Here is a 20,505-nt window from a genome sequence, read left to right on the forward strand (position 1 = left end):
GCCTTGTTCAGACAGGCAGAATACGTCAGTTCAAGCAAGGAGAATCAATCTATGAGTGTCGGACATATCTTGTATATTTTGGTGCCGATTTTTTTCGTTATTATTTTAGGGTGGTTAGCGGGGCATTACAAAAGCTTTGATGCCTCTTCCTCCAAAACCCTAAATGCGCTCGTTACCAAATTTGCACTACCTGCGCATCTATTCATCGGTATTACGACAACGGACAGGAAAGCGCTCATCGAGCAATGGCCATTCCTGCTGGCCCTGTTCATTGGCATTGTCGGCTTTTTTACCGTTCTCCTTCTACTGTCCCGCTTTGCGGGGAAGCAGTCGGTCAAGGATGCCGCCATGTTTGCTTTGAACTCGGCACAGCCGACCTTTGCTTTTATGGGCATTCCTGTGCTTGGAGCCATCTACGGTTCCGCTGCTGTCGCCATTCCGATTGCGCTTACCGGGATCGTAGTCAATGCCGTCCTTGACCCGGCGGCTACCATTATAGCTACCGTAGCCAGCAGGAATTCAGGCAAAGAACGGAACGGTCACCTCGGAAGGTTAATCTGGGACTCCATTCTTCATGGATTAAAAGAACCGCTGGCGCTGGTTCCACTGATTGGTGTAATTTTGACCTTGTTCGGCTTCCATTCACCGGATTTGTTGAACAAATCGTTGAATCAAATCGGAGACATTACGTCCGGGGCCGCTTTATTCGCTGTCGGAGTGACCATTGGCGTACGCAACATTAGTTTTAGTGTAAGTGCCTTTGCCATCGCACTGTTAAAAACAATTGTACAGCCTTTATTAATGCTGCTGATCGCCTACCTGTGCGGTCTGTCGTCTGCAGATACTGTGAAGGCAGTTCTGCTCGTTTCCTTCCCGGGTTCAGCAGTCGCTGCTATGATCGCCACCCGTTTTGAAAGCCTGGAATCAGAAACAGCCTCCTCCTTTGTCATCAGTGCTGTCATATCGCTCGTTACACTCCCAGTACTGATTTCTCTATTGGTATAAATGCTGATTATTTAGACATTGGAGCCTGCCGCGAATTCCTTCGTGTAGACGGAACTGATCTTCTCCAGCGCCTTTTTCCCTCTCGGAAGCGAACTTCAGCTCTGTCGTTTGGCCCTTGACCAGATAGACATGTTTGACATAGCGTATGAACGTATGTACAGTAATAGTCAAAAGAATAGAAGTCCACTAGGGGAGCCGCTATGGCTGAGACAAGAACGTATCTTGGACCCTTTGAACCTGATCTAGTTCGTACTAGCGTAGGAAAGTGGAGCCTTCGTATATAAGGTTTCAAGCGTTTTTTGCGTATTGGGCCTATTGTTGAAGCCGCTCCATTTTTCTGGGGCGGCTTTTTAGCGTTGTTCCGGAATTATATTCTTACAGGACTTCTTGCTCTTCAATTTTATGGAGGTGGCGAAATTGAGTTTTACACAAGAACTCCGTCGGCAGGCGGACGGCATTTTTCAAGCGATTTTTGAGCATCCCTTTGTGAGAGGTATTGCTGAAGGAAGTTTGACAAGGGGACAGCTGATTCACTATGTAAAACAGGACTTTGAATATTTGAACGCCTACATGCGGATATACGGCATCGCAATCTCCAAATGCACGAATCGGGAGGACATGGATGTATTTAATGAACAAATCTCTTTTATTCTCCACAGCGAGGTTCATCCGCATCAAAATTTCTGTGCTGTCGCAGGGGTGACCTATGAAGAATTGCAGGGATATCCGCTCGCTCCGTCGGCTCATCACTATATCCGGCACATGCTGACGGTTGCGCATGAGGGCAACCTGGGCGAGATCTTGGCTGTGCTGCTGCCATGTATGTGGACGTATGCCGAGATTGGCCGCAGGCTGCTAGATGAAGTAAAGCCGGATAAGTCCCATCCGTTCTATGAATGGATTGGCTTTTATGGAGACCAGCTTGATGATACAACACTCAAGTTCCGAGAACGTGTAGATGCTTGGGCGGAAGGGGCAACGGCTGCTGAGCGGGAGCGGATGATTGAGCATTTTATACTGAGCTGCCAGCTGGAATATAAGTTCTGGGACATGGCTTATAAGCAGGAAGAATGGCCGGTCCAGATGCAGGCAGCGGTCTTGGAATAGTCAGCCTGTCAATTCGATGAGTGAAGTACGGTTAATGTCCTGTTAAACCACCAACTATAGAGAGGATAATCATGATGAGTACATGGGAAAAAAGTTATTCGGATCTCCTAACGAAGGTACAAAATAGCAAACCCCTCGTTCACAATATCACCAATGTGGTAGTCACCAACTTTACCGCCAACGGCCTGTATGCATTGGGTGCCTCCCCAGTGATGGCCTATGCACCCGAGGAAGTAGCAGACATGGCAAAAATAGCGGGAGCCGTCGTATTAAACATCGGTACGCTGAACCGCGAACTGGTGGATGCCATGATCATTGCTGGACAATCAGCAAATGCACACGGTGTTCCAGTCCTGCTAGATCCGGTCGGTGCGGGAGCAACGAGCTTTAGAACCGAGTCTGCACTGCGAATCCTGAATGAAGTCAAAATCTCCTTGGTACGAGGCAACGCGGCCGAAGTCGCGCATCTTGTTGGAGAAGCGCGTGAGATTAAAGGCGTAGATGCTGGTGACAGTGCTGACAGCGGCCATGCCGATCTGGCAATTCGGGCTGCTCGAGTGCTCAATACAATGGTTGTCATCACTGGAAAAGAAGACGTCATCACCGATGGGGCCGAAGCACGAATGATAAGCGGCGGAGACGTACTGCTCACGAAGGTAACCGGAGCAGGCTGCCTGCTGACCTCTGTGTTAGGTGCCTTTGCAGCTGTTGAACCCAACCTGCTGCTCGCAGGTACAGCAGGCTTGGCATTTTACAGTGCAGCAGCTTCCCGAGCCGCAGCACGTACCGCAGAGCTAGGGCCAGGCAGCTTCCAGATTGCCTTTCTCGACGAGCTCGCCAAACTACATACTGGTTCGCTAGAGGGGCATGTCACGATCCGTGAAGCTGGAACAACTACAGCAGGTGGTGCGCGATGACAGACACTCGTGTACCCAGAGCACTGACGATTGCCGGCTCAGACAGTGGCGGCGGGGCCGGAATTCAAGCCGATCTCAAAACCTTTCAAGAGCTTGGCGTATACGGCATGTCAGCTATTACGGCCATTACTGTACAGAACACCTTAGGGGTCCACGGCGTATATCCGCTGCCACAGGAAGCAACAGCGGAACAGATCGAAGCTGTAGGATTAGACCTTGGAGTGGATGCCCTGAAGACTGGCATGCTGTTTAATGCGGGTATCATCCGTCTTGTGAGTGAGCAGATCCGAAAGTTCGGCTGGAAAAAGGTCGTCGTCGATCCCGTGATGATTGCGAAGGGGGGCGCTGAACTGCTGCAATTGGAAGCGGTGCAGGCTTTGAAGGACGAACTGCTCCCCTTGGCCCTGGTCGTTACACCGAATATCCCGGAGGCGGAAGCCCTGACAGGGATCAGCATCCGTACGATGGAGGATCGCCGCGAGGCTGCAAGACATATTAGCAGTATGGGATCAGAATTCGTTGTGATCAAGGGTGGCCACGCTGACGAGAGCGAGAGCAGCGAACAGATTGTTGACCTGCTCTTTGACGGAACCGCCTTTACAGAGCTGAGCGGCAAGCGAGTACGGACTGTCCATACACACGGAACTGGGTGCACCTTCTCGGCAGCGATTACCGCGGAATTAGGGAAAGGGATGTCTGTACCGGAGGCTATCTCGAATGGCAAAGCCTTCATCCAGGCGGCGATTGAGGAATCTTTGCAGCTTGGACAGGGACATGGGCCCACCAATCATTGGGCCTTCCGTCGTCGTCAGGAGATGCTTCTATGAGCGGCAGAATGTTGTCAGAGGTGGTGCGCCGCCAGCTACAGATGTACCTGGTGCTTGGAAGCGTGAATTGCCTAGCGGAACCAGGCTGGGTCGTGCAGGAGGCTCTGGCTGGCGGGGCAACCATGGTCCAGTTCCGGGAAAAAGGCCATGGCGCATTAACGGGTATCCCTATGTTCGAACTTGCGCGCCAGCTACAGGAACTGTGCCGCCACGATGGTGTCCCCTTCATCATCAATGACGATGTGGAGCTGGCTCTTGAAATCGATGCTGACGGTGTTCACATCGGTCAGGACGATGAATCTGCCGAAACCGTCCGCGAGCGAATCGGAAATCGAATTCTAGGCGTCTCTGCCCATACCATTGAGGAAGCACGTCGAGCCATTCTGCAAGGTGCTGATTATCTCGGCGTCGGGCCAATCTATCCCACCCTCTCGAAGGATGATGCCCATGCTGTACATGGGCCAGCAATTTTATATGAGATGCGTAAAGCGGGAATTGATGTGCCAATTGTTGGGATCGGAGGTATTACAGTCGACCGTGTTGAGGAAGTCGCACGTGCAGGTGCAGATGGTGTAGCGGTGATTTCAGCCGTGACACAGACAAAGCAGGTTAGAGGTACGGTCAAGGAATTAAAGAAAAAGGTAGTGCTAGGCATCAAAAATCGAGGGATGTATGGATCATAGCAAATTGTTTCGATTGACTAAATAATTTCTCGTTTCATACCCAGCAGAAGACGATATGATTAATCAGATCGTCTTCTTAGGTTGTCGAGACTTTATATAAGACCAGTATTATAACCGATACGATCGTAGAACTGATTATGTTTATGATCTTATTCGGAATTATCCTATTTTTATTTATCTCAAAAGAAACACGATGGCATAAGTCGCTTTTAATTAATACTTATGTTCAGACAGAGTCGTTTCAAAAATAGAAATAATACATTATTCTTCAATTCCGAGCAATTCGGATACTTGTTTTCTGTATCTTGTAGCCTTGCGTGTCCCATGAATGAGATTTGACAATCTGGAAGCTGGAATATGATATGTACTACAAAAAGTTTTCTGATCCATTCTTTTCTCGAGCAGTTTTTGCTTGATCTCCCATCCAAAAGGGGTTACAGAATTTCGATGATTCAACATCACTACCTCCAAGTTTTAGTTTTTGGAATCATGTATTACGCAACATGTAATACACCAGAGCTTAATGATTCGATCTGCATGTTTGGTAATGATTCAACAGGTAATCCAACCTTTTAGATTGTTCAATTACTTTGGGGTGTGTTAAAAATCCATACTTTTTCTGGACTTGGTACAGTTTCCTCCTAGCTCTCTCGACACGAAGTAAAGTCACACCTTGGTTCATCAGTATGATCCCCTCCTCTATGTCACATTTTAGAATAAAAAGACGTTTTTTGGTTTTTCGGATGATGCGCCTAACAAAAAGAGAATATCACAAAAGTTTTCATAAATAAGGGCGTCCCTAAAATATGCAAAAAACCTCCGTTTCCACTAATAAAGTGGAGCAGAGGCTCTAGTTTCTATTAATAATATTTACATACAGGATTTTAATCCTACATGAATAAAAGGATACTACTACCAATAATAAAACGATCTTTCTCTTTGCCCTTCGCTCACTAAACTTTCGTACTTCATATGAGCCTTAACATCTGCAAACGCTTTAAACTTCTCAAATAGTCTTATGCACCTAATGAAAAAAGCTTCTTTATTAATGGTTAATGATTTAGATAAAACGTCTAGCAAGTATTTAAAGCCATGCGAGTAGCTACCTCTATTCAAGTAATATTTAGCAAGTTCATATTTAAAAAGCGTTATGTGTTCTGGTACGACTTGATGTGTGTACATATCAGTAGATGCTGGATCAAAAGAATTAAACTCCACTTCAAAACGTGAGAGTACATCATCAACATCTATTGCATATCGGTTAGCCGCTATTATAATGTTCAACAGCTTTGAGAGCTTTTCATCTTCGTTAGTAATTGATGTGGCTACAATATATTCAACATAATCTGGAAGCACACTGGTATCCCCAGACAGAAGTTTATTTACAAAGATATTACCTACTGCCCAATGCTCGAACAAGTTGATCCAGTGTCGGGTTTCCTCGTCCGTCTCAATCACCCAATCTAAATTTGCGTAGGCGTATGTAAACTGTAAAGCTTGCTGATAATTGCCTTGGGCTTCACAGACACTAGCACACAGTAAATCAGCATAGGTAATGTAAACAAATATGGGACGACTTAGCCTCATATAAGACTCCTCACTCTTTTGCTTCTTCTGCCGTTGTTTCATAGAATAATAAATTTCCGCTTTATGTCTCATTTTTTGAGCTGTTTCATAAAGCATATCCCACTCGTGTAATGAACGATACACATTCGCTAGATCCTTCAACGCATCAAGTTGATCTATTTCATCCAGACGTTCGACAAAGGGCTCAAATCGAGTAGCCGCCTTGAGATTTCGGATCTGATCGTTCCCTACCTGAATCGTAAACAGACGATACTGACAGATAGCCAAGCGTTCAGAGTGCTGGTACTTCTCGCCTTCCGCAATCCCCTCATAGAGTAACAAAGCAGCATTACGCTGACCTTGTGCGAATAACTTTTCTGCCGCATCGAATAGCTTCGGGGAATAAAGGAGGTTGTCCATGATATGGGCCACTACAAGCTGGATCGCATGTAACTTGTCCAGTTCCGCACAGCGAAATAACAACGGCTCAATTCGCCGCCAATCTGGGGAACGCTCAATGATATAATTATCTATGTATAGTTCGTAAAAAAAACCTTCCGGTAATCCCATGGCTAGCGTGATTCGATCCAACTGATGTATAGCAACAGGACGATGCTTAGTAATCCAATTATTAAGTGTTCTTTGATGAACACCTGAATGTTCGGAAAATTGCGCCAAAGTCAAATTGTTTTGTTTTAAAAAATTCTCAAACTTATCTAAGATCGTAGGTGTATGTCCCAAGTCATAACCACCTTTCATATAAAAATACCAAATTTTTATAATCTCATCTCAAATTATTGTCCAAATTTTAACATACGTCAATGAGCATTAGTCAATATCCACATTATTAGTACCCCTTAAAAAGGTGAAAATACCACATTAATTCATATATTCATTAGCATTTAAATATTTGTAACAATGGATGGGTGAACACCTCCATCATTTTCATTGAGAAGCTTTGATACACAACCCTTTCAGAATTCAGGTGGTCGCTCGCTCTACTAATTTGAATTCCAGATGATGTATCGTTTCTTCCAGCCCTTCGAGGGCATTTCGAATCATAATGAACGCATTCTCAGCTTGCTTGTCTATCGGGTAATGAATCGTAGTTAAATCAAGCAAATGCGAGATTTCGGTGTTATCAAAGCCTACTACTGCAAAATCACTCGGTACAGAAACACCTAGCCTACGCGCTTCAGTCAAAAGACCTGCTGCCAAATAATCGGTAGAACAGGCGAAGGCGTCCGGCCTGTCTGTTGGTGCTCGTTCTGCCCACCAATGAGCTATTTGTTCACCAGCTTCTATTGAATTTAAATCATAAAAATGCGGGAAGGCCTCAGCGTCCAAATCATATTTTTCGCAAAAGTCATGATAAGCTCGAATGCGTTCTTTTGTATTTAACCCCCGCATGCTGCCGTACACATTCACAATTTTCCGATATCCTCGGGTGTACAAATGTTCCAATGCCAGCGTATAGCCCTGATACTGATCCATAAATACAGACGGGATTGCCTCAATGTTTACACGCTGCCAGGTCACAATCGGACCATATTTTGTATAATGCTCAATCACACTCCACTCATTAACGCGAATCATACAGACCAAAGCGTCCAGTTGCTTTCTCCGCAACATTTCCAGCGCTTCAAGCTCCTGTTCCTTCTCCCCATTGGTAATAAACAGCGCTATATTAAAGCCATGCTCCTGGGCATACATTGTAAATCCGCGCACAAATAAACCCAATGAATCATTAAAAGAAAGTGAAATAATCCCTATGAGCTTGGTCATCCCTTTTTTTAAAGATACCGCATTGAGATTAGGAACATAATCCAGTCGATCTATGACCTCCTGCACACGCTGTCTTGTCGGTTCACTTACGTACGGATGGTTGTTAATGACACGGGACACCGTAGCCGAGGATACCCCCGCCAGCTTTGCAATTTCATGAATATTCGCCATTTTTCTCACCTCATTCTTTCTATTTTAGCATGTTCGTGTTTAGCATGTTCGTAGTGTCCGCCCTATAATTGTCACCTTCCCAAAATAAGTTTTTTAAAAGCGCTTGACCTGTAATGCATTACAGGGATTACAGTGAATTTGTGCTTAAGAAAGCGGTTTACAAAACATACTTAGGAGGCACTAACTATGAAAAAAGGCATAAAGATTGCAACCATTGGCGGAGGCTCCAGCTATACACCAGAACTAGTAGAAGGCTTCATCAAACGTTATGCAGAGCTTCCCATTCGGGAATTGTGGCTGGTAGATATTGAGGCAGGTCGTGAAAAACTGGAGATCGTAGGCGCCATGGCCAAACGGATGGTAAAAGCCGCAGGCATTGATTGTGAGGTACATTTGACCCTGGATCGCCGGGAAGCGTTGAAGGACGCTGATTTTGTAACGACCCAATTTCGGGTAGGCTTGCTGGAAGCGCGGATTAAGGATGAAAGTATTCCGTTAAAGCACGGCATAATCGGTCAGGAAACTAATGGGGCCGGTGGGATGTTCAAAGCTTTTCGTACCATCCCTGTTATCCTCAGTATCGTCGAAGATATGAAAGAACTGTGTCCGAATGCATGGTTAATTAATTTTACCAACCCTGCGGGTATGGTCACCGAAGCCGTGCTTCGTTATGGTCAGTGGGATAAAGTCATCGGATTATGTAATGTTCCAATCGGCGCGATCAAGAGTGCATCGGCTGTGCTGGACAAACCGGAAGAAGAGCTATTCTTTAAATTTGCAGGCATTAACCACCTTCATTGGCACAAAGTTCATGACAAAACAGGGGTCGAATTAACAGAGCAAGTTATTGAAGGACTGTACGCTCCGGGCGCAAAGCCAGAGAAAGTCGTAGAAAATATTAAGAACATGCGCTTTCTGTATGATCAAGTTCGTCAATTGAAAATGCTGCCTTGTCCTTACCATCGGTATTACTATATGACGGATAACATGCTCAAGGAAGAATTAGAGGAAGCCAAAAACGAAGGAACTCGGGGCCAAGTGGTCAAACGTCTGGAAGAAAGTCTGTTTGAATTGTATAAAGATCCGAATCTGGATTACAAACCAGAGGAACTATCCAAACGTGGCGGTGCACATTACAGCGATGCAGCCTGTGAGATCATTAATTCCATTTATAACAACAAAGGCACATTGATGGTGGTTAGTACACGTAACAATGGTGCGATTGATGATGTTCCCTATGATAGCGCCATCGAAGTGACCAGTGTCATTCGCGCTCATGGTGCCGAACCTGTCAACTTTGGCAAATTTCCACCTGCACTGCGGGGCTTGCTGCAAGTGATGAAGGCAATGGAAGAGCTGACGATAGAAGCGGCGGTCACCGGTGACTATGCAACCGCACTGCAAGCCTTCACCCTGAATCCGCTCGTACCAAGCGGGGACATTGCTCAAACCGTGCTGGATGAATTACTAGAAGCACACAAAGAGCATCTGCCTCAATTCTTTGCTCATAAGGAGAAGGCAACGGTATAAAGCTAGCAGCAATCATCCTGCTGGAACACAAAAAAGCTTCCTACATGTAGGAAGCTTTTTGCTATACGTCCCAGGAGTACTTGCTGGGACGTTGGTGTTATTGGGTTTGTACTTGGCTTGACAATCCGTCATTAAGCTTATTGATAAATTTGTTAGACTTTTTTAAAGTATGATCTCCGTTGAAAAAGCAATAACCGCTTTCCCCGTAATTTGAACTAATACGGGTTTTCCCTGTTCCTTTTTCACATGAACATGCATTGTTCCCTCTCTTTTGATTGCCTCACCTTGTAAAATATCAAAATCAAAAGACTGCTCATTCTCATTTTGCAAAATGTTATAGTGTACCAAATAGGCTCCAAGCGGTCCGTTTGCATTTCCTGTCACCGGGTCTTCAGCTATTCCAATTGCAGGAGCAAACATTCTTCCGTGAACCAATATATCCTCTTGTGGATTTAATGTAAAAACATAATATCCATTACATCCAATATGCTTGCTGATTTCTGTAAGCTTCTGCAAATCAGGTTTTAAACTATGTAGTATTTCATTGGAGTAAATCGGAACCATTACCTTAGAATGACCTGTTGAAGATATTGCAACTGGATATTCCATGCAAATATCTTTACAAGAAATACCTAACGCATTTGCAATCCGACTTCTTATTTCATCATTTAAAGGCTCTGATACAGAAGGTTCTCCCTGTGTCATTACAATAGAATAGTCATCTTCATACTTTATAACATCAACAGGCAATATACCTGCTTTTGTTTTTTGAATAATTCTTCCAGTTTCAGCTTTTTTCTCAATTGCATAAATATAATGCGCTGCTACTGTTGCATGACCACAAATTGGAACCTCTGTTGTTGGAGTAAAAAATCTTACTTCAACATCATAATTTGAAGAATCTGTTTCAAAAATAAATGCAGTTTCCGAATTATTTAATTCTCTTGCAATTCTCTGCATCTGCTCATCTGTAAGTCCATTTGCATTTGGAACAACCCCAGCAGGGTTACCATAAAATCTATTTTTTGTAAATGAGTCTACTTGATATATTCTATATTTTTTCATAATTTCGCCTCTATAAATACTAGTTTGTCTGTCTGTTAAATCTGATATTAACATACTTTTTAGGCAGTTTCACTTAAATTAAAAGATATAATATGGCCCTTTAATGAAAACGAACTGATCCTTATTATAGAATCGCGATCTTTTATGGAAGATTGTTATTAAACTAAAGCCGCAGTTAGCTGAAATGGTCTTCTCAATCCTTATCTAAAAATGGCAAAAATATTTTATGATTATAGATATTTTTAGATTCTGCCACGCCTGTTGAGTAACTCAATTCATAAAACAAGAGGTGTCTGCCATCAAGCCTTATTGATCTATTTCGACCCCCTGAAGGGGTTGCCCATTTTCTGCTCGTAAAGCGACATGAAGTTTAATAGCTGCACGCTCTCCGTGATATGGAACCCAATGGATCGATAGCTACCCCATTGTTCCAACGCAGCCATGCACCAGTATTGGAGTAAATGGTACACCGTAAACTTGCGGGCTTTGTCTTCATAACCTATTAACTTCACAACCCTTTGAACTTCTTCAGGAGTCAGCATGAATTGAAGATAGATGTAATCGTGATAGAATTTCTCATAAGATCGTCTTCTTTCGGATTCGTTTGGATGGTAATAACGATTCTGAAGAAAAGACGATCCTTTTTCTTCCATTTTGTGGTTATTCAACAGGCGTGCTACAATATAGGGGTATTAGTTTATATAGCGTGTAAAAATCGTGTGTATAATTTGTGTAAACAGGTGTATTAATCACACCTTTTTCTAACGTTTTCTATCGTAAACCCCCATAAAATAAAAAACGCCCCAAACCCATATATATCAAGGATTTGAGGCATTTTAAATTTCGTTCAAACTTTACATATCTGAACTCTTCGACGTCCCAGGAGGGATTCGAACCCCCGACCGACGGCTTAGAAGGCCGTTGCTCTATCCAGCTGAGCTACTGGGACAAGATGGTGATCAATAAAACTTTATGTATTCAGCGCATTGATTATTATATCACATTTCGAGCAACTGTCAAAAGCATTTTTTTCATGATGTAGGGAAGCTGGCTGCAAAGGAATCATTTGGACGCTAACGGGGTATTATGTACAAAGAACCATGCATAAAGGAGGGGTTAATCCGTGAGAGGTCTTTTGTCGTCACTTTGTTATTTCAGCATTTTCTTCGCACCTTTTCTAGTGCCTGTCATTGTGTGGATTGCAGTACGGGACGAATATGTTCAGGGACATGCAAAAAAAGCTATTTTATCGCATATTTTCCCCATTATTGCGGCGATTCCGCTAGTGTATTTTATTATAACGGCGAATCATGCAGGTTCAGTGATCGGGTTTGTACTGCTATTCGTAGTGGTCTATCTCGGGGTTTTTGTGTATAACATCTACAAAGGAATTATGACGCTGCGTGAAGCGGCTTAGTTCAAAAGAAGCCTCCTATATTCCGCAAACTTGGCGGGATACAGAGGCTTCTTTAGGGTTATTTTTGATGAGTTGCTGTTCCTATTTAGTTCGATGGCTATGGCTGCTTATTTATTCCCAAAGCGTTTAGGACTTCTACGCACCTCATGTCTTACGTTTTTCTCCAGTACTTCTTCTGCAAACTCATTGTTGTGAATATAACTGCTGCCTTTATTTTTCTTATAATTCGCTTTGCCGTCTATGATTTCCCCCTCCTTTCACGCTGATCCGGCGATGGCGCCGGGGCCCAAATCAACAAAAGCCGAGGCATAGCACACCATATCCTCATGCCCCGAACTCCTTGGCGAACTCTGTACTGAGTTGCCCATACGAGAGCAATTCTTTTTTGAACTTCTCTCGCTCCTCACCAGCAGTAATGTGTGTAGAATCGGTAAAAGCCTTGTCTGTCACTTCCTCAAATGCCGAATGCAGGTTATTGTCGTACCAATCCAGCTCCAGATCGGCGTCATTGCGGATGATCCGTACCATGTCGTAGTCATGCTGACCATCCGTCTGATCCTTGGCCGTGATATAGACCAGCAGTTCCGGGTCATCCGCGGCACCAGGCCGCACCTCTACCTCAGCGCAACGCACTCCGTCAAGTTCAGTGAAGCGGCGGATTTTGGCATCCTTGATGTAGTACATGGTCTTCCTCCTTCCTTGCGAGTAGACGGGTTGCCCCATCAGTAGTTTTCGGAACGGACAGACATTTTATGCTTCTTTTCGGCATATATACTGTTGAACTGGGGATTTAGTTTTTGATTCATTCCAACACTGGATGAACACGACAAAGAGAGGATGAACAGACATGTGCGGAATTACAGGTTTCATACAGTGGAACGGAGACTTAATGCATCAATCTGAGCTGCTGCTGAATATGACACAAACGCTCTCCGATCGCGGACCAGATGCTGCGGGTACCTGGATATCCAATCCGTGTGCCTTCGGACACCGAAGACTGAGCGTTATGGACCCGGAAAATGGCGCTCAACCCATGATCCGGCAGCTGGAGGATATTACTTATACGATTGTATATAACGGGGAAATATATAACGCGCCTGAGCTGAAAAAAGAGCTGCAACAGCGCGGGCATTTTTTCCGTACACAATGCGACACGGAGGTGCTGCTCGAATCCTATATCGAATGGGGCCCCGAATGTGTGGATCGGTTAAACGGCATTTTTGCGTTTGCAGTCTGGGATAGTGAGCGGGAGCAGGTATTTCTGGCACGGGATCGGCTGGGAGTGAAGCCGCTATTTTATAGCCAGACCGAAGAAGTATTCGTATTTGGCTCAGAACCCAAAGCACTGCTTCAGCATCCAGCGGTAGAAGCAGCAGTGGACGCCGAGGGATTGGCTGAAATTTTTATCATCGGGCCTGCACGTACCCCCGGACACGGCGTCTATTCGTCTATGAAGGAGCTACGCCCCGGGCATACGCTGACTTACAGCCGCGACGGCGTGCGCATTCAAGCCTACTGGACACTGGAAAGCATTGCGCATGAGGATAACACCGAAGAAACGGCGCTTAAGGTACGAGAACTGTTGCTGGATACGGTGGAGCGGCAGCTCATTTCGGATGTTCCGGTGTGCACCTTATTGTCTGGCGGGTTGGATTCAAGCGCTCTATCCGCATTAGCTGTCGATTATTACAAACGTACCGGGCAGGGACAAGTTCATACGTATTCGGTCGATTATGTGGATAACGACAAGCATTTTAAAGCCCATGCGTTTCAACCCGGAGCCGATGCCCCCTGGATTCAGCGGATGGTGGATGAATTAGGGACAAATCATCACTGGATTGAATTCGATACGCCAGAAGTCGTAGCAGCTCTGAACAACTCCACGCTAACGCGGGATTTACCCGGAATGGCGGACGTGGATTCGTCGCTGTATCTCTTTTGCCGGGAGATTAAAAAAGGGGCTACGGTCGCTATTTCCGGCGAGGCTGCGGATGAAGTTTTTGGCGGATATCCATGGTTCCACCGGGAGGATATGCTGAATTCGGGTACATTCCCGTGGGCAGTTGCACCCGACATGAGAGCCAGTCTGCTGTCTCCCGAGGTACGGGACTGGATCAAGCCGCTGGAGTATTTGAACGACCGCTACTCCGAAGCGGTAGGAGAAGTGCCGAAGCTACCGGGGGAAACAGGAAAAGCTGCGCAAATGCGCGTCATGTCCTATTTGAACATCACCCGCTTTATGCCTACTCTACTGGACCGCAAGGATCGGATGAGTATGGGAGCCGGACTCGAAGTGCGGGTTCCGTATTGCGATCATCGATTGGTGCAATATGTATGGAACATTCCGTGGAGTATCAAGATGACAGGCGGACGTGAAAAAGGTATTTTGCGCAAGGCGCTGGAGGGTGTACTGCCGGATGATGTGCTGTATCGCAAAAAAAGCCCATATCCCAAAACGCATAACCCTTCCTACCTTGAGGCTGTGAAAAAGCAGGCGCTGCAGCTGCTGGATGACTCCTCTTCCCCACTGCTCAAGCTGATTGATGCGCAAAAGGTACGCGATATTGCCGCCTCACCGGAGGCATCCACCAATCTGCCTTGGTTTGGTCAACTGATGTCGGGTCCGCAGTTGTTTGCCTATTTGGCCCAAGTGGATAACTGGTTGCGCACTTACAAGGTAGCTATTCGATAAGCTAAAAATACCAAAAAGGCTATCCGCAGCTCATGACTGACGGATAGCCTTTTTTCGTTATGTGAATGGGGGATGATTTCGCCCCTGTTATCAAGCTATACCTGTGGATTACCCAGCTTTGTTGCCAAATCCCGCAGAGCTATCCCTCGGTGGCTGATAGCCTGCTTTTGTTCCAACGTCAGCTCGGCCATTGTCTTCTCAAACTCTGGCAAATAAAACAGCGGATCGTACCCAAACCCGCCGCTGCCGGCGGTTTCAGTAGTAATCCAACCCTCCACGGAGCCTGTCGATTCCAACGTCTCGCCAGTCTGCGGATTATACAGAATCAAGGTACAGACGAATTGAGCCGGGCTTAGCAAAGGCTGTCCCGTATCATCACCCAGCTGCTTCGATTCCAGAACGTCGAGCAGCTTAATATTGTTTTCGTGATCGCTGGCACCCTCTCCAGCGTACCGGGCAGAGTATACCCCCGGTGCACCGTCCAGCAAGTCCACGCAGAGGCCTGAATCATCGGCCAGCACGGGCAATCCGAGCACATCTCCAACCGCTTTAGCCTTTTTCAGTGCATTTTCGGCAAACGTTTTGCCATCTTCAACGACATCAGGAATGTCGGGATAATCGTACATGCTTCTGACTTCCTTGCCAAACGGCGCAAAAGCATGCGCAAATTCCCGCACCTTTCCTTTATTTTTCGTAGCGACAATGACGACCGGGCCATCCAGCTGCATTAGACGCCAGCTCCTGTACGTCCAGCACCGATCTTATCAGCAATCGGTCCAAGTACTTCTTTTTGGCGCTCAATCATTTGCAGAATCCCTTGTTCGCCCAAGCTAAGCAGTTGATCCAACTCGTTACGGTCAAATGGGCTTTCTTCACCTGTACCTTGCAGCTCGACATATTTTCCACTGCCAGTCATGACAAGATTCATATCCACTTTGGCCTTGGAATCCTCTTCATAGTTCAGATCCAACAACGCTTTTTCACCAACAACCCCTACGCTGACGGAAGCCAGAAAATCGGTAATTGGAAAAACAGGCAGCTTGTGCTGGGTAGCAATTTTATTGACCGCAATCGCCAACGCTACGAAAGAACCGGTAATTGAGGTTGTGCGTGTTCCGCCGTCCGCCTGAATGACGTCACAATCCAACGTAATCGTCCGTTCACCAAGCGCCTGCAAATTGACCACCGAACGCAACGCTCTTCCAATCAGACGCTGAATTTCCATGGTACGGCCTGTCAGCTTGCCACGCGCAGCTTCACGCTGATTACGGCTATGAGTCGCACGCGGAAGCATGGAATACTCTGCGGTCACCCAGCCTTTTCCTTGTCCCTTCATAAAGGGGGGTACGCGTTCTTCTACAGTAGCCGTGCAAATGACTTTCGTCTCGCCAACCTCTATAAAAACAGAGCCCTCCGCGTATTTATTTACTCCTGCTGTCAATTTCATCGGGCGCAGCTCATCACCGTTTCGTCCGTTAGATCTACTCATGCTTTTTCCTCCTACGTCGTATGCTACCTGTTCTTATATGTTTATTTTACCAAAGTGTGCAGGCAAAAGCACCCCAAGGACGATTCCCGCCCTTAAAGAGGGATTTCGTTAATATGCTGCGGCTTGGCTACAGGCTCTCCATAATTTTGATTATTTTGTCCAATCACGCTTTTTTCACCATTCAATTCAATCCGAATTTTTGTTTTGACCGCATCATCTGAATTGTCTGCCGCTGTCAGCACAACCGATTCCAAAAATTCAGCAGGCACGGCTTCTCCCTTAGCAAACATATCATCCGAGAGAGATACCGTAATTACGTTGTCTTTGGAGCGTTCTACCGATTTCAGTGCCGTCTCCCCTGTCATCACTTCTTGTAACCCATCTTTGGTCTGCGGCCCTTGAATCAATTGATGCAGTGCTGACTGGACGCGATCTTTTTCAGGGCTGACCAACCGTGTTACAGGTACATAGTATTGAACTCCAGCAGGAGAAGATGAAGAGAAATACACAGTGACTGGACTGGAATCCAGTGGTGTTACGCCATGACCGATCTCCAAGTTAATACCTACTGCACGTGTCAACGGATGATCCAGCGGTGTGCCGCCAACAGGCATTTCGTTCAGCTTTTTGCCCTCCACCCAGATCTGTACGCTCTCAATATCGGGACGGTCGGTCAGGGTCCAGGTCAAGCTCTCCATTAATTTTCGCTCATCCTGTGGCTTGTAGTTGGCGAAAGATTTGTTGAATTCGACAACAGCCAGCTTGTTGTTCTTGTCCACCGTCACACTTTTCACTTCCGTCCCCTGGGGGATCACACCTTTAAATCCCTCGGGTAATAATCCGGCATATGGCCCGCCCTCAACCAATGTTTCCAGTGCTGATTTGGCATCTGCCTGCACATCACCTGTAGCTATCGGTAAAGATACTGGAGCCAGCAAACCGTTATGATCTTGCAAAAAAACAGCCCTCAGTTGCCCTGTACTGGCGGGTGCTTTTCCGGTTACAGCCTTAATCATGGACTGCTCTGTCGTGGACGGCGGGGGGTCAATGGATGCCGATTCGTTGCCGAAAAGGCTGCAGCCTGACAACAACAGGGGTAGGGATAGCAGTCCAGCTACAGAGGTCATACGCCATGGGTGTTTTATATTCATAAGTGAAGTTCCTCCCTAACAATTTTGTACAGATTGTACTAATATGTATACGAGCCTCGCTTAAAAAATAACTACTTTTTCAGCAGACTGGACACACTGGTCATAATTGCAGTAGAAATCAGGATCTATACGAGGAGGGTAACTTCAATTTTATGGACAAGAAAAAAGTACCTTACAGCCTGAACAGTAAAAAGGTAGCTGATGCCACCCGCGAGTGGCTGCAAAAGCGTGGCGTTAACATGACTGAAATCGCAGAACTGGTCATGCTTTTACAGAAAAAATATTACCCGACCCTAACGATGGAAGAATGTATGGAGAATGTGGACAAGGTACTGATGAAGCGCGAGGTTCAAAATGCCGTGCTCACGGGCATCCAGCTGGATATCCTTGCAGAACAGGGCGCTCTTCTTCCCCCATTGCAGGACATGATTGAAAATGATGAGGGATTGTACGGGGTGGATGAAATTCTGGCCTTTTCCATTGTAAATGTGTACGGCAGCATTGGATTCACCAATTACGGTTATGTCGATAAACTCAAACCAGGTGTGCTGGAACGCCTGAATGATAAAAGCCTCGGGCCGATCCATACGTTCCTGGACGACATTGTAGGCGCTATCGCAGCTTCGGCTAGCAGCCGTATCGCCCATCGCAAACAGGCAGAGCGTGAGCAGGAGCTTGGGGAAGAAAGCGCACCGAATACAACACGCTAAACAACAACACGCTAAATAACAAACAACGCGTGGGAATATAACAGATATATAAGGGTTAGAGGAGAACTAGACATGGCAAACATTACTGAAGGATATGCATTCCGTACGATGCAGGCTAATGATTATGATCAGGCCATTGAGCTGTGGAATGGCTTAGACGGATTGGGATTAAGCGAGGCCGACTCACCGGAGCGAATTGCACGCTTTTTACAGCGAAATGAAGGACTTAGCTTTGTCTGTGAGTACAACGGAAACATCATAGGCACGATTTTAGCGGGCCACGATAGTCGCAGGGGGTTTCTGTATCATCTGGGTGTAGCTGTAGCACATCGTGGTCAAGGGATTGCGCCCAGATTGGTGGATAAAGCGCTATCTGCTTTGCTGAGAGAAGGCATTGATAAATGTCATCTGTTTGTGATGGAGCATAACGCAGGGGGTCAACGCTTCTGGTCAGCTAACGGCTGGGAGAAACGGGATGGAATTTTACTATATTCTCGAGGGCTGGGATAGGATCTAAGCGCTTGATCTATACAAATTGGAAGGCCGGGTCTGATTCGAGTCGAGCTATAAACGATCAGACCCGGTGCATAATACTCACAGCTTATTCATTGGCAAACCTAACATTTCAAGCTCAGACTACCTTCATACATAAATTACAATCCATTTTGTGGACGCAGTGCACGTTCTACAATTCCCAGCGTGGATTGACGAGAGAAGAGCCGGGACACCTGAGCTACCCAATAGTTTTGGCGCCCGGAAATGATGTGACTACGCCCCTTTTCAAATGCTCTCAACGCGTTCTTCACAACGGTTTGGGGAGTTTCCCTAATTCCAATTGATGCTTCACTTGCGCCAACAATATCAAAAAACGGCGTTTCTGTTGATCCCGGACAAAGGGCTAAAACTTTAAGCCCCCGTTTCCGATTCTCGGCCCATAGCGCTTCAGTAAAAGAAAGCACAAATGCTTTGGTTGCTCCATATACGGCCATATAAGGATCGGGCTGAAATGCAGCTGTGGAAGAAACATTGATTAATCCACCATCCCGCTTACGCAATAAATCAGGCATAAATGCATGTGTGATATCGACTAAAGCAGCCACATTGAGCATCACTTCCTCATGCTGTCGTTCTCCTGAAACCTGCTCAAAGTATCCATAGGTGGCAAAACCCGCGTTGTTAATCAGGAGATCTACCTTTAGCTGTTGTTTTTGAACCTCCTGATGCAATGTTTGAGGTGCTCCGGGTGTGGAAAGATCCAGCGCAATCACTGTTGCTTTTACGTTATATTTAGCTATGAGTTCCTTGGCCAGCGCTTCTAATTTGGTTTCATTCCGAGCTACCAAAATGAGGTCACATTTCTTAGCTGCGAGCGAATAGGCAAATGCCTCGCCAATACCGGATGATGCCCCTGTGATCAGAGCTGTTTTGTTTGCGTACATAAACATGATAATAACCTCCATAGTATCGTTGTTTTATTTTAGAAACATTGTTACCACTACTCTATAATGAACTGAAGTCATCTATTATGACGACCTCAGCACACTTCATATTTACGATGGGGATGAGGATGTTTTAAATGCTACGAGCGTATTCTTCAGTGTAAATGTATACACCCCTTGAGCCATATCTACATCTGAAAAATGACCTGCAAACTGAAGATGTATGACCCCATGTAAAGCAGACCAAAACATCCGGACAACCAGCAACGGGTCATGCTCTTTCAATGCTCCCTGCTCCATAGCGTGTATGACGGTTTGCAGGATGCGTGACAGTGCCGTTGTAGTACCCTCCAAGCTCTGTTCATCCGGCTTGAAATCAGATAATGCTCCGCCAAACATCATTTTATAATAGGCTGAATGGAGCTGCGCAAATTCCCAATACGCCCAGCATAGAGCTTCCAGATCAGCGATTACGCTTTCGGTAACAGGTACTTGCTGAAAGGTTTCAGCCAATAGCCGACATCCATCCAGGTACATCTCATTGGCAAGACCATCCTTACTGCCAAAAATATTGTAAATGATCTTGGTGGAACAGCTTAATTTCTGCGCAACTCGCCGTACAGTCACAGCCTCAGGTCCTTCTTCCACAAGAAGGATGCATGCGGCATCGATGACATTTTTACGTAGCAATTGCTGCTGCTGTAGCTTCACTTCCGAATAGGTTTTATAGGGATGCGATGGCTCGGACATGATTCAATGCACTTCCTTTTGCTTGAGGATTTTGCAAAAATCCCATAAGCGACTTCCAATGATCAAGATATAGATCGAAATGGTTTAGTTCGTATATATATCGCACTTCGGAGCGACTGGAATCGAATTTTGCAAAATCCTGGCTTATTAAAAACTGTTGCTTGTTACTACTATAAATAGATTAAAGATCTACGCAAGATT

Annotated in this window: 21 protein-coding genes, 1 tRNA gene and 1 riboswitch; of the genes, 10 read left to right on the forward strand and 12 right to left on the reverse strand. The window is 45.8% G+C overall.

The features are described 5' to 3' along the window. Positions 1–51: 51 nt before the first annotated feature. The 5 genes from NSQ68_RS19905 (at position 52) to thiE (ending at position 4,539) form a co-directional block, all read left to right on the forward strand. The gene (locus tag NSQ68_RS19905) at positions 52–1,005 is read left to right on the forward strand and encodes an AEC family transporter (RefSeq protein ID WP_029518371.1); all 954 of its coding nucleotides are present in this window, start codon (positions 52–54) and stop codon (positions 1,003–1,005) included. 178 nt (positions 1,006–1,183) lie between these two features. Next, a riboswitch (TPP riboswitch) is annotated at positions 1,184–1,286 on the forward strand. A gap of 136 nt (positions 1,287–1,422) precedes the next feature. Continuing rightward, positions 1,423–2,112 (forward strand): thiaminase II, encoded by a 690-nt coding sequence (gene tenA / locus NSQ68_RS19910; RefSeq protein WP_029518370.1) that lies wholly within the window; start codon positions 1,423–1,425, stop codon positions 2,110–2,112. 74 nt (positions 2,113–2,186) lie between these two features. After that, a complete protein-coding gene (thiM, locus tag NSQ68_RS19915) occupies positions 2,187–3,029 on the forward strand; it encodes a hydroxyethylthiazole kinase (RefSeq protein ID WP_342429142.1) in 843 nt (280 codons plus the stop codon). Next, the gene (thiD, locus tag NSQ68_RS19920) at positions 3,026–3,856 is read left to right on the forward strand and encodes a bifunctional hydroxymethylpyrimidine kinase/phosphomethylpyrimidine kinase (protein ID WP_069011045.1); all 831 of its coding nucleotides are present in this window, start codon (positions 3,026–3,028) and stop codon (positions 3,854–3,856) included. The genes thiM and thiD overlap by 4 nt, the downstream gene beginning before the upstream one ends. After that, on the forward strand, positions 3,853–4,539 hold the full coding sequence (gene thiE / locus NSQ68_RS19925; RefSeq protein ID WP_069011044.1) for a thiamine phosphate synthase: 687 nt from the start codon (positions 3,853–3,855) through the stop codon (positions 4,537–4,539). The genes thiD and thiE overlap by 4 nt, the downstream gene beginning before the upstream one ends. Before the next feature lie 261 nt (positions 4,540–4,800). On the opposite strand, the gene NSQ68_RS19930 is transcribed toward thiE, so the two are convergent. The 4 genes from NSQ68_RS19930 to NSQ68_RS19945 form a co-directional block, all read right to left on the reverse strand. Beyond that, on the reverse strand, positions 4,801–4,995 hold the full coding sequence (locus tag NSQ68_RS19930) for a Rha family transcriptional regulator (RefSeq protein WP_069011055.1): 195 nt from the start codon (positions 4,993–4,995) through the stop codon (positions 4,801–4,803). A 64-nt stretch (positions 4,996–5,059) separates the two neighbouring features. Continuing rightward, entirely contained in the window at positions 5,060–5,221 is a 162-nt protein-coding gene (locus tag NSQ68_RS19935; RefSeq protein WP_176715706.1) for an aspartyl-phosphate phosphatase Spo0E family protein, read from the reverse strand. A gap of 230 nt (positions 5,222–5,451) precedes the next feature. Then, positions 5,452–6,846: a helix-turn-helix transcriptional regulator gene (locus tag NSQ68_RS19940; RefSeq protein ID WP_141695476.1), complete on the reverse strand. Its 1,395-nt coding sequence runs from the start codon at positions 6,844–6,846 to the stop codon at positions 5,452–5,454. A gap of 240 nt (positions 6,847–7,086) precedes the next feature. Then, a complete protein-coding gene (locus tag NSQ68_RS19945) occupies positions 7,087–8,061 on the reverse strand; it encodes a LacI family DNA-binding transcriptional regulator (RefSeq protein WP_318628047.1) in 975 nt (324 codons plus the stop codon). Between the two features lie 186 nt (positions 8,062–8,247). Here NSQ68_RS19945 and NSQ68_RS19950 point away from each other — a divergent pair, with 186 nt between their 5' ends. Further along, entirely contained in the window at positions 8,248–9,591 is a 1,344-nt protein-coding gene (locus NSQ68_RS19950; protein ID WP_342426970.1) for a 6-phospho-beta-glucosidase, read from the forward strand. Positions 9,592–9,753: 162 nt separating this feature from the next. On the opposite strand, the gene NSQ68_RS19955 is transcribed toward NSQ68_RS19950, so the two are convergent. Both NSQ68_RS19955 and NSQ68_RS19960 read right to left on the reverse strand, forming a co-directional pair. Next, complete coding sequence (locus NSQ68_RS19955) at positions 9,754–10,656, reverse strand: PhzF family isomerase (protein WP_307353401.1); 903 nt, start codon at positions 10,654–10,656, stop codon at positions 9,754–9,756. An 875-nt stretch (positions 10,657–11,531) separates the two neighbouring features. After that, positions 11,532–11,605 (reverse strand) — tRNA-Arg (locus NSQ68_RS19960). Between the two features lie 174 nt (positions 11,606–11,779). Between NSQ68_RS19960 and NSQ68_RS19965 the strand changes: the two genes are divergently transcribed. Next, positions 11,780–12,073: a DUF4870 domain-containing protein gene (locus NSQ68_RS19965; protein ID WP_016324668.1), complete on the forward strand. Its 294-nt coding sequence runs from the start codon at positions 11,780–11,782 to the stop codon at positions 12,071–12,073. A 324-nt stretch (positions 12,074–12,397) separates the two neighbouring features. Here NSQ68_RS19965 and NSQ68_RS19970 read toward each other — a convergent pair whose 3' ends face one another. Continuing rightward, positions 12,398–12,757, reverse strand: coding sequence for a hypothetical protein (locus tag NSQ68_RS19970; RefSeq protein WP_013311672.1), 360 nt, complete (start codon positions 12,755–12,757; stop codon positions 12,398–12,400). 163 nt (positions 12,758–12,920) lie between these two features. On the opposite strand from NSQ68_RS19970, the gene asnB reads away from it, so the two are divergent. Next, complete coding sequence (gene asnB / locus NSQ68_RS19975) at positions 12,921–14,765, forward strand: asparagine synthase (glutamine-hydrolyzing) (RefSeq protein ID WP_029518362.1); 1,845 nt, start codon at positions 12,921–12,923, stop codon at positions 14,763–14,765. A 95-nt stretch (positions 14,766–14,860) separates the two neighbouring features. On the opposite strand, the gene NSQ68_RS19980 is transcribed toward asnB, so the two are convergent. From NSQ68_RS19980 to NSQ68_RS19990, 3 genes are all read right to left on the reverse strand, one after another. After that, entirely contained in the window at positions 14,861–15,493 is a 633-nt protein-coding gene (locus NSQ68_RS19980; protein WP_311079582.1) for an XTP/dITP diphosphatase, read from the reverse strand. Next, positions 15,493–16,254, reverse strand: a complete 762-nt coding sequence (rph, locus tag NSQ68_RS19985) for a ribonuclease PH (RefSeq protein ID WP_010348000.1) — start codon at positions 16,252–16,254, stop codon at positions 15,493–15,495. The genes NSQ68_RS19980 and rph overlap by 1 nt, the downstream gene beginning before the upstream one ends. A 92-nt stretch (positions 16,255–16,346) precedes the next feature. Continuing rightward, positions 16,347–17,405: a GerMN domain-containing protein gene (locus NSQ68_RS19990; protein ID WP_307353398.1), complete on the reverse strand. Its 1,059-nt coding sequence runs from the start codon at positions 17,403–17,405 to the stop codon at positions 16,347–16,349. 152 nt (positions 17,406–17,557) lie between these two features. Between NSQ68_RS19990 and NSQ68_RS19995 the strand changes: the two genes are divergently transcribed. Together NSQ68_RS19995 and NSQ68_RS20000 are read left to right on the forward strand one after the other, a co-directional pair. After that, the gene (locus NSQ68_RS19995) at positions 17,558–18,115 is read left to right on the forward strand and encodes a phosphatidylglycerophosphatase A (protein WP_342426971.1); all 558 of its coding nucleotides are present in this window, start codon (positions 17,558–17,560) and stop codon (positions 18,113–18,115) included. Between the two features lie 72 nt (positions 18,116–18,187). Continuing rightward, the gene (locus NSQ68_RS20000) at positions 18,188–18,625 is read left to right on the forward strand and encodes a GNAT family N-acetyltransferase (protein ID WP_342426972.1); all 438 of its coding nucleotides are present in this window, start codon (positions 18,188–18,190) and stop codon (positions 18,623–18,625) included. Positions 18,626–18,768: 143 nt separating this feature from the next. Here the strand turns inward: NSQ68_RS20000 and NSQ68_RS20005 are convergent, their stop codons facing one another. Both NSQ68_RS20005 and NSQ68_RS20010 read right to left on the reverse strand, forming a co-directional pair. Next, on the reverse strand, positions 18,769–19,560 hold the full coding sequence (locus NSQ68_RS20005; protein ID WP_342426973.1) for an SDR family oxidoreductase: 792 nt from the start codon (positions 19,558–19,560) through the stop codon (positions 18,769–18,771). Positions 19,561–19,665: 105 nt separating this feature from the next. Beyond that, complete coding sequence (locus NSQ68_RS20010) at positions 19,666–20,304, reverse strand: TetR/AcrR family transcriptional regulator (protein WP_342426974.1); 639 nt, start codon at positions 20,302–20,304, stop codon at positions 19,666–19,668. Positions 20,305–20,505 lie beyond the last annotated feature (201 nt).

Origin of the sequence: Paenibacillus sp. FSL L8-0158 (assembly GCF_038592965.1) — a bacterium.
Classification (GTDB): Bacteria; Bacillota; Bacilli; order Paenibacillales; family Paenibacillaceae; genus Paenibacillus; species Paenibacillus polymyxa_D.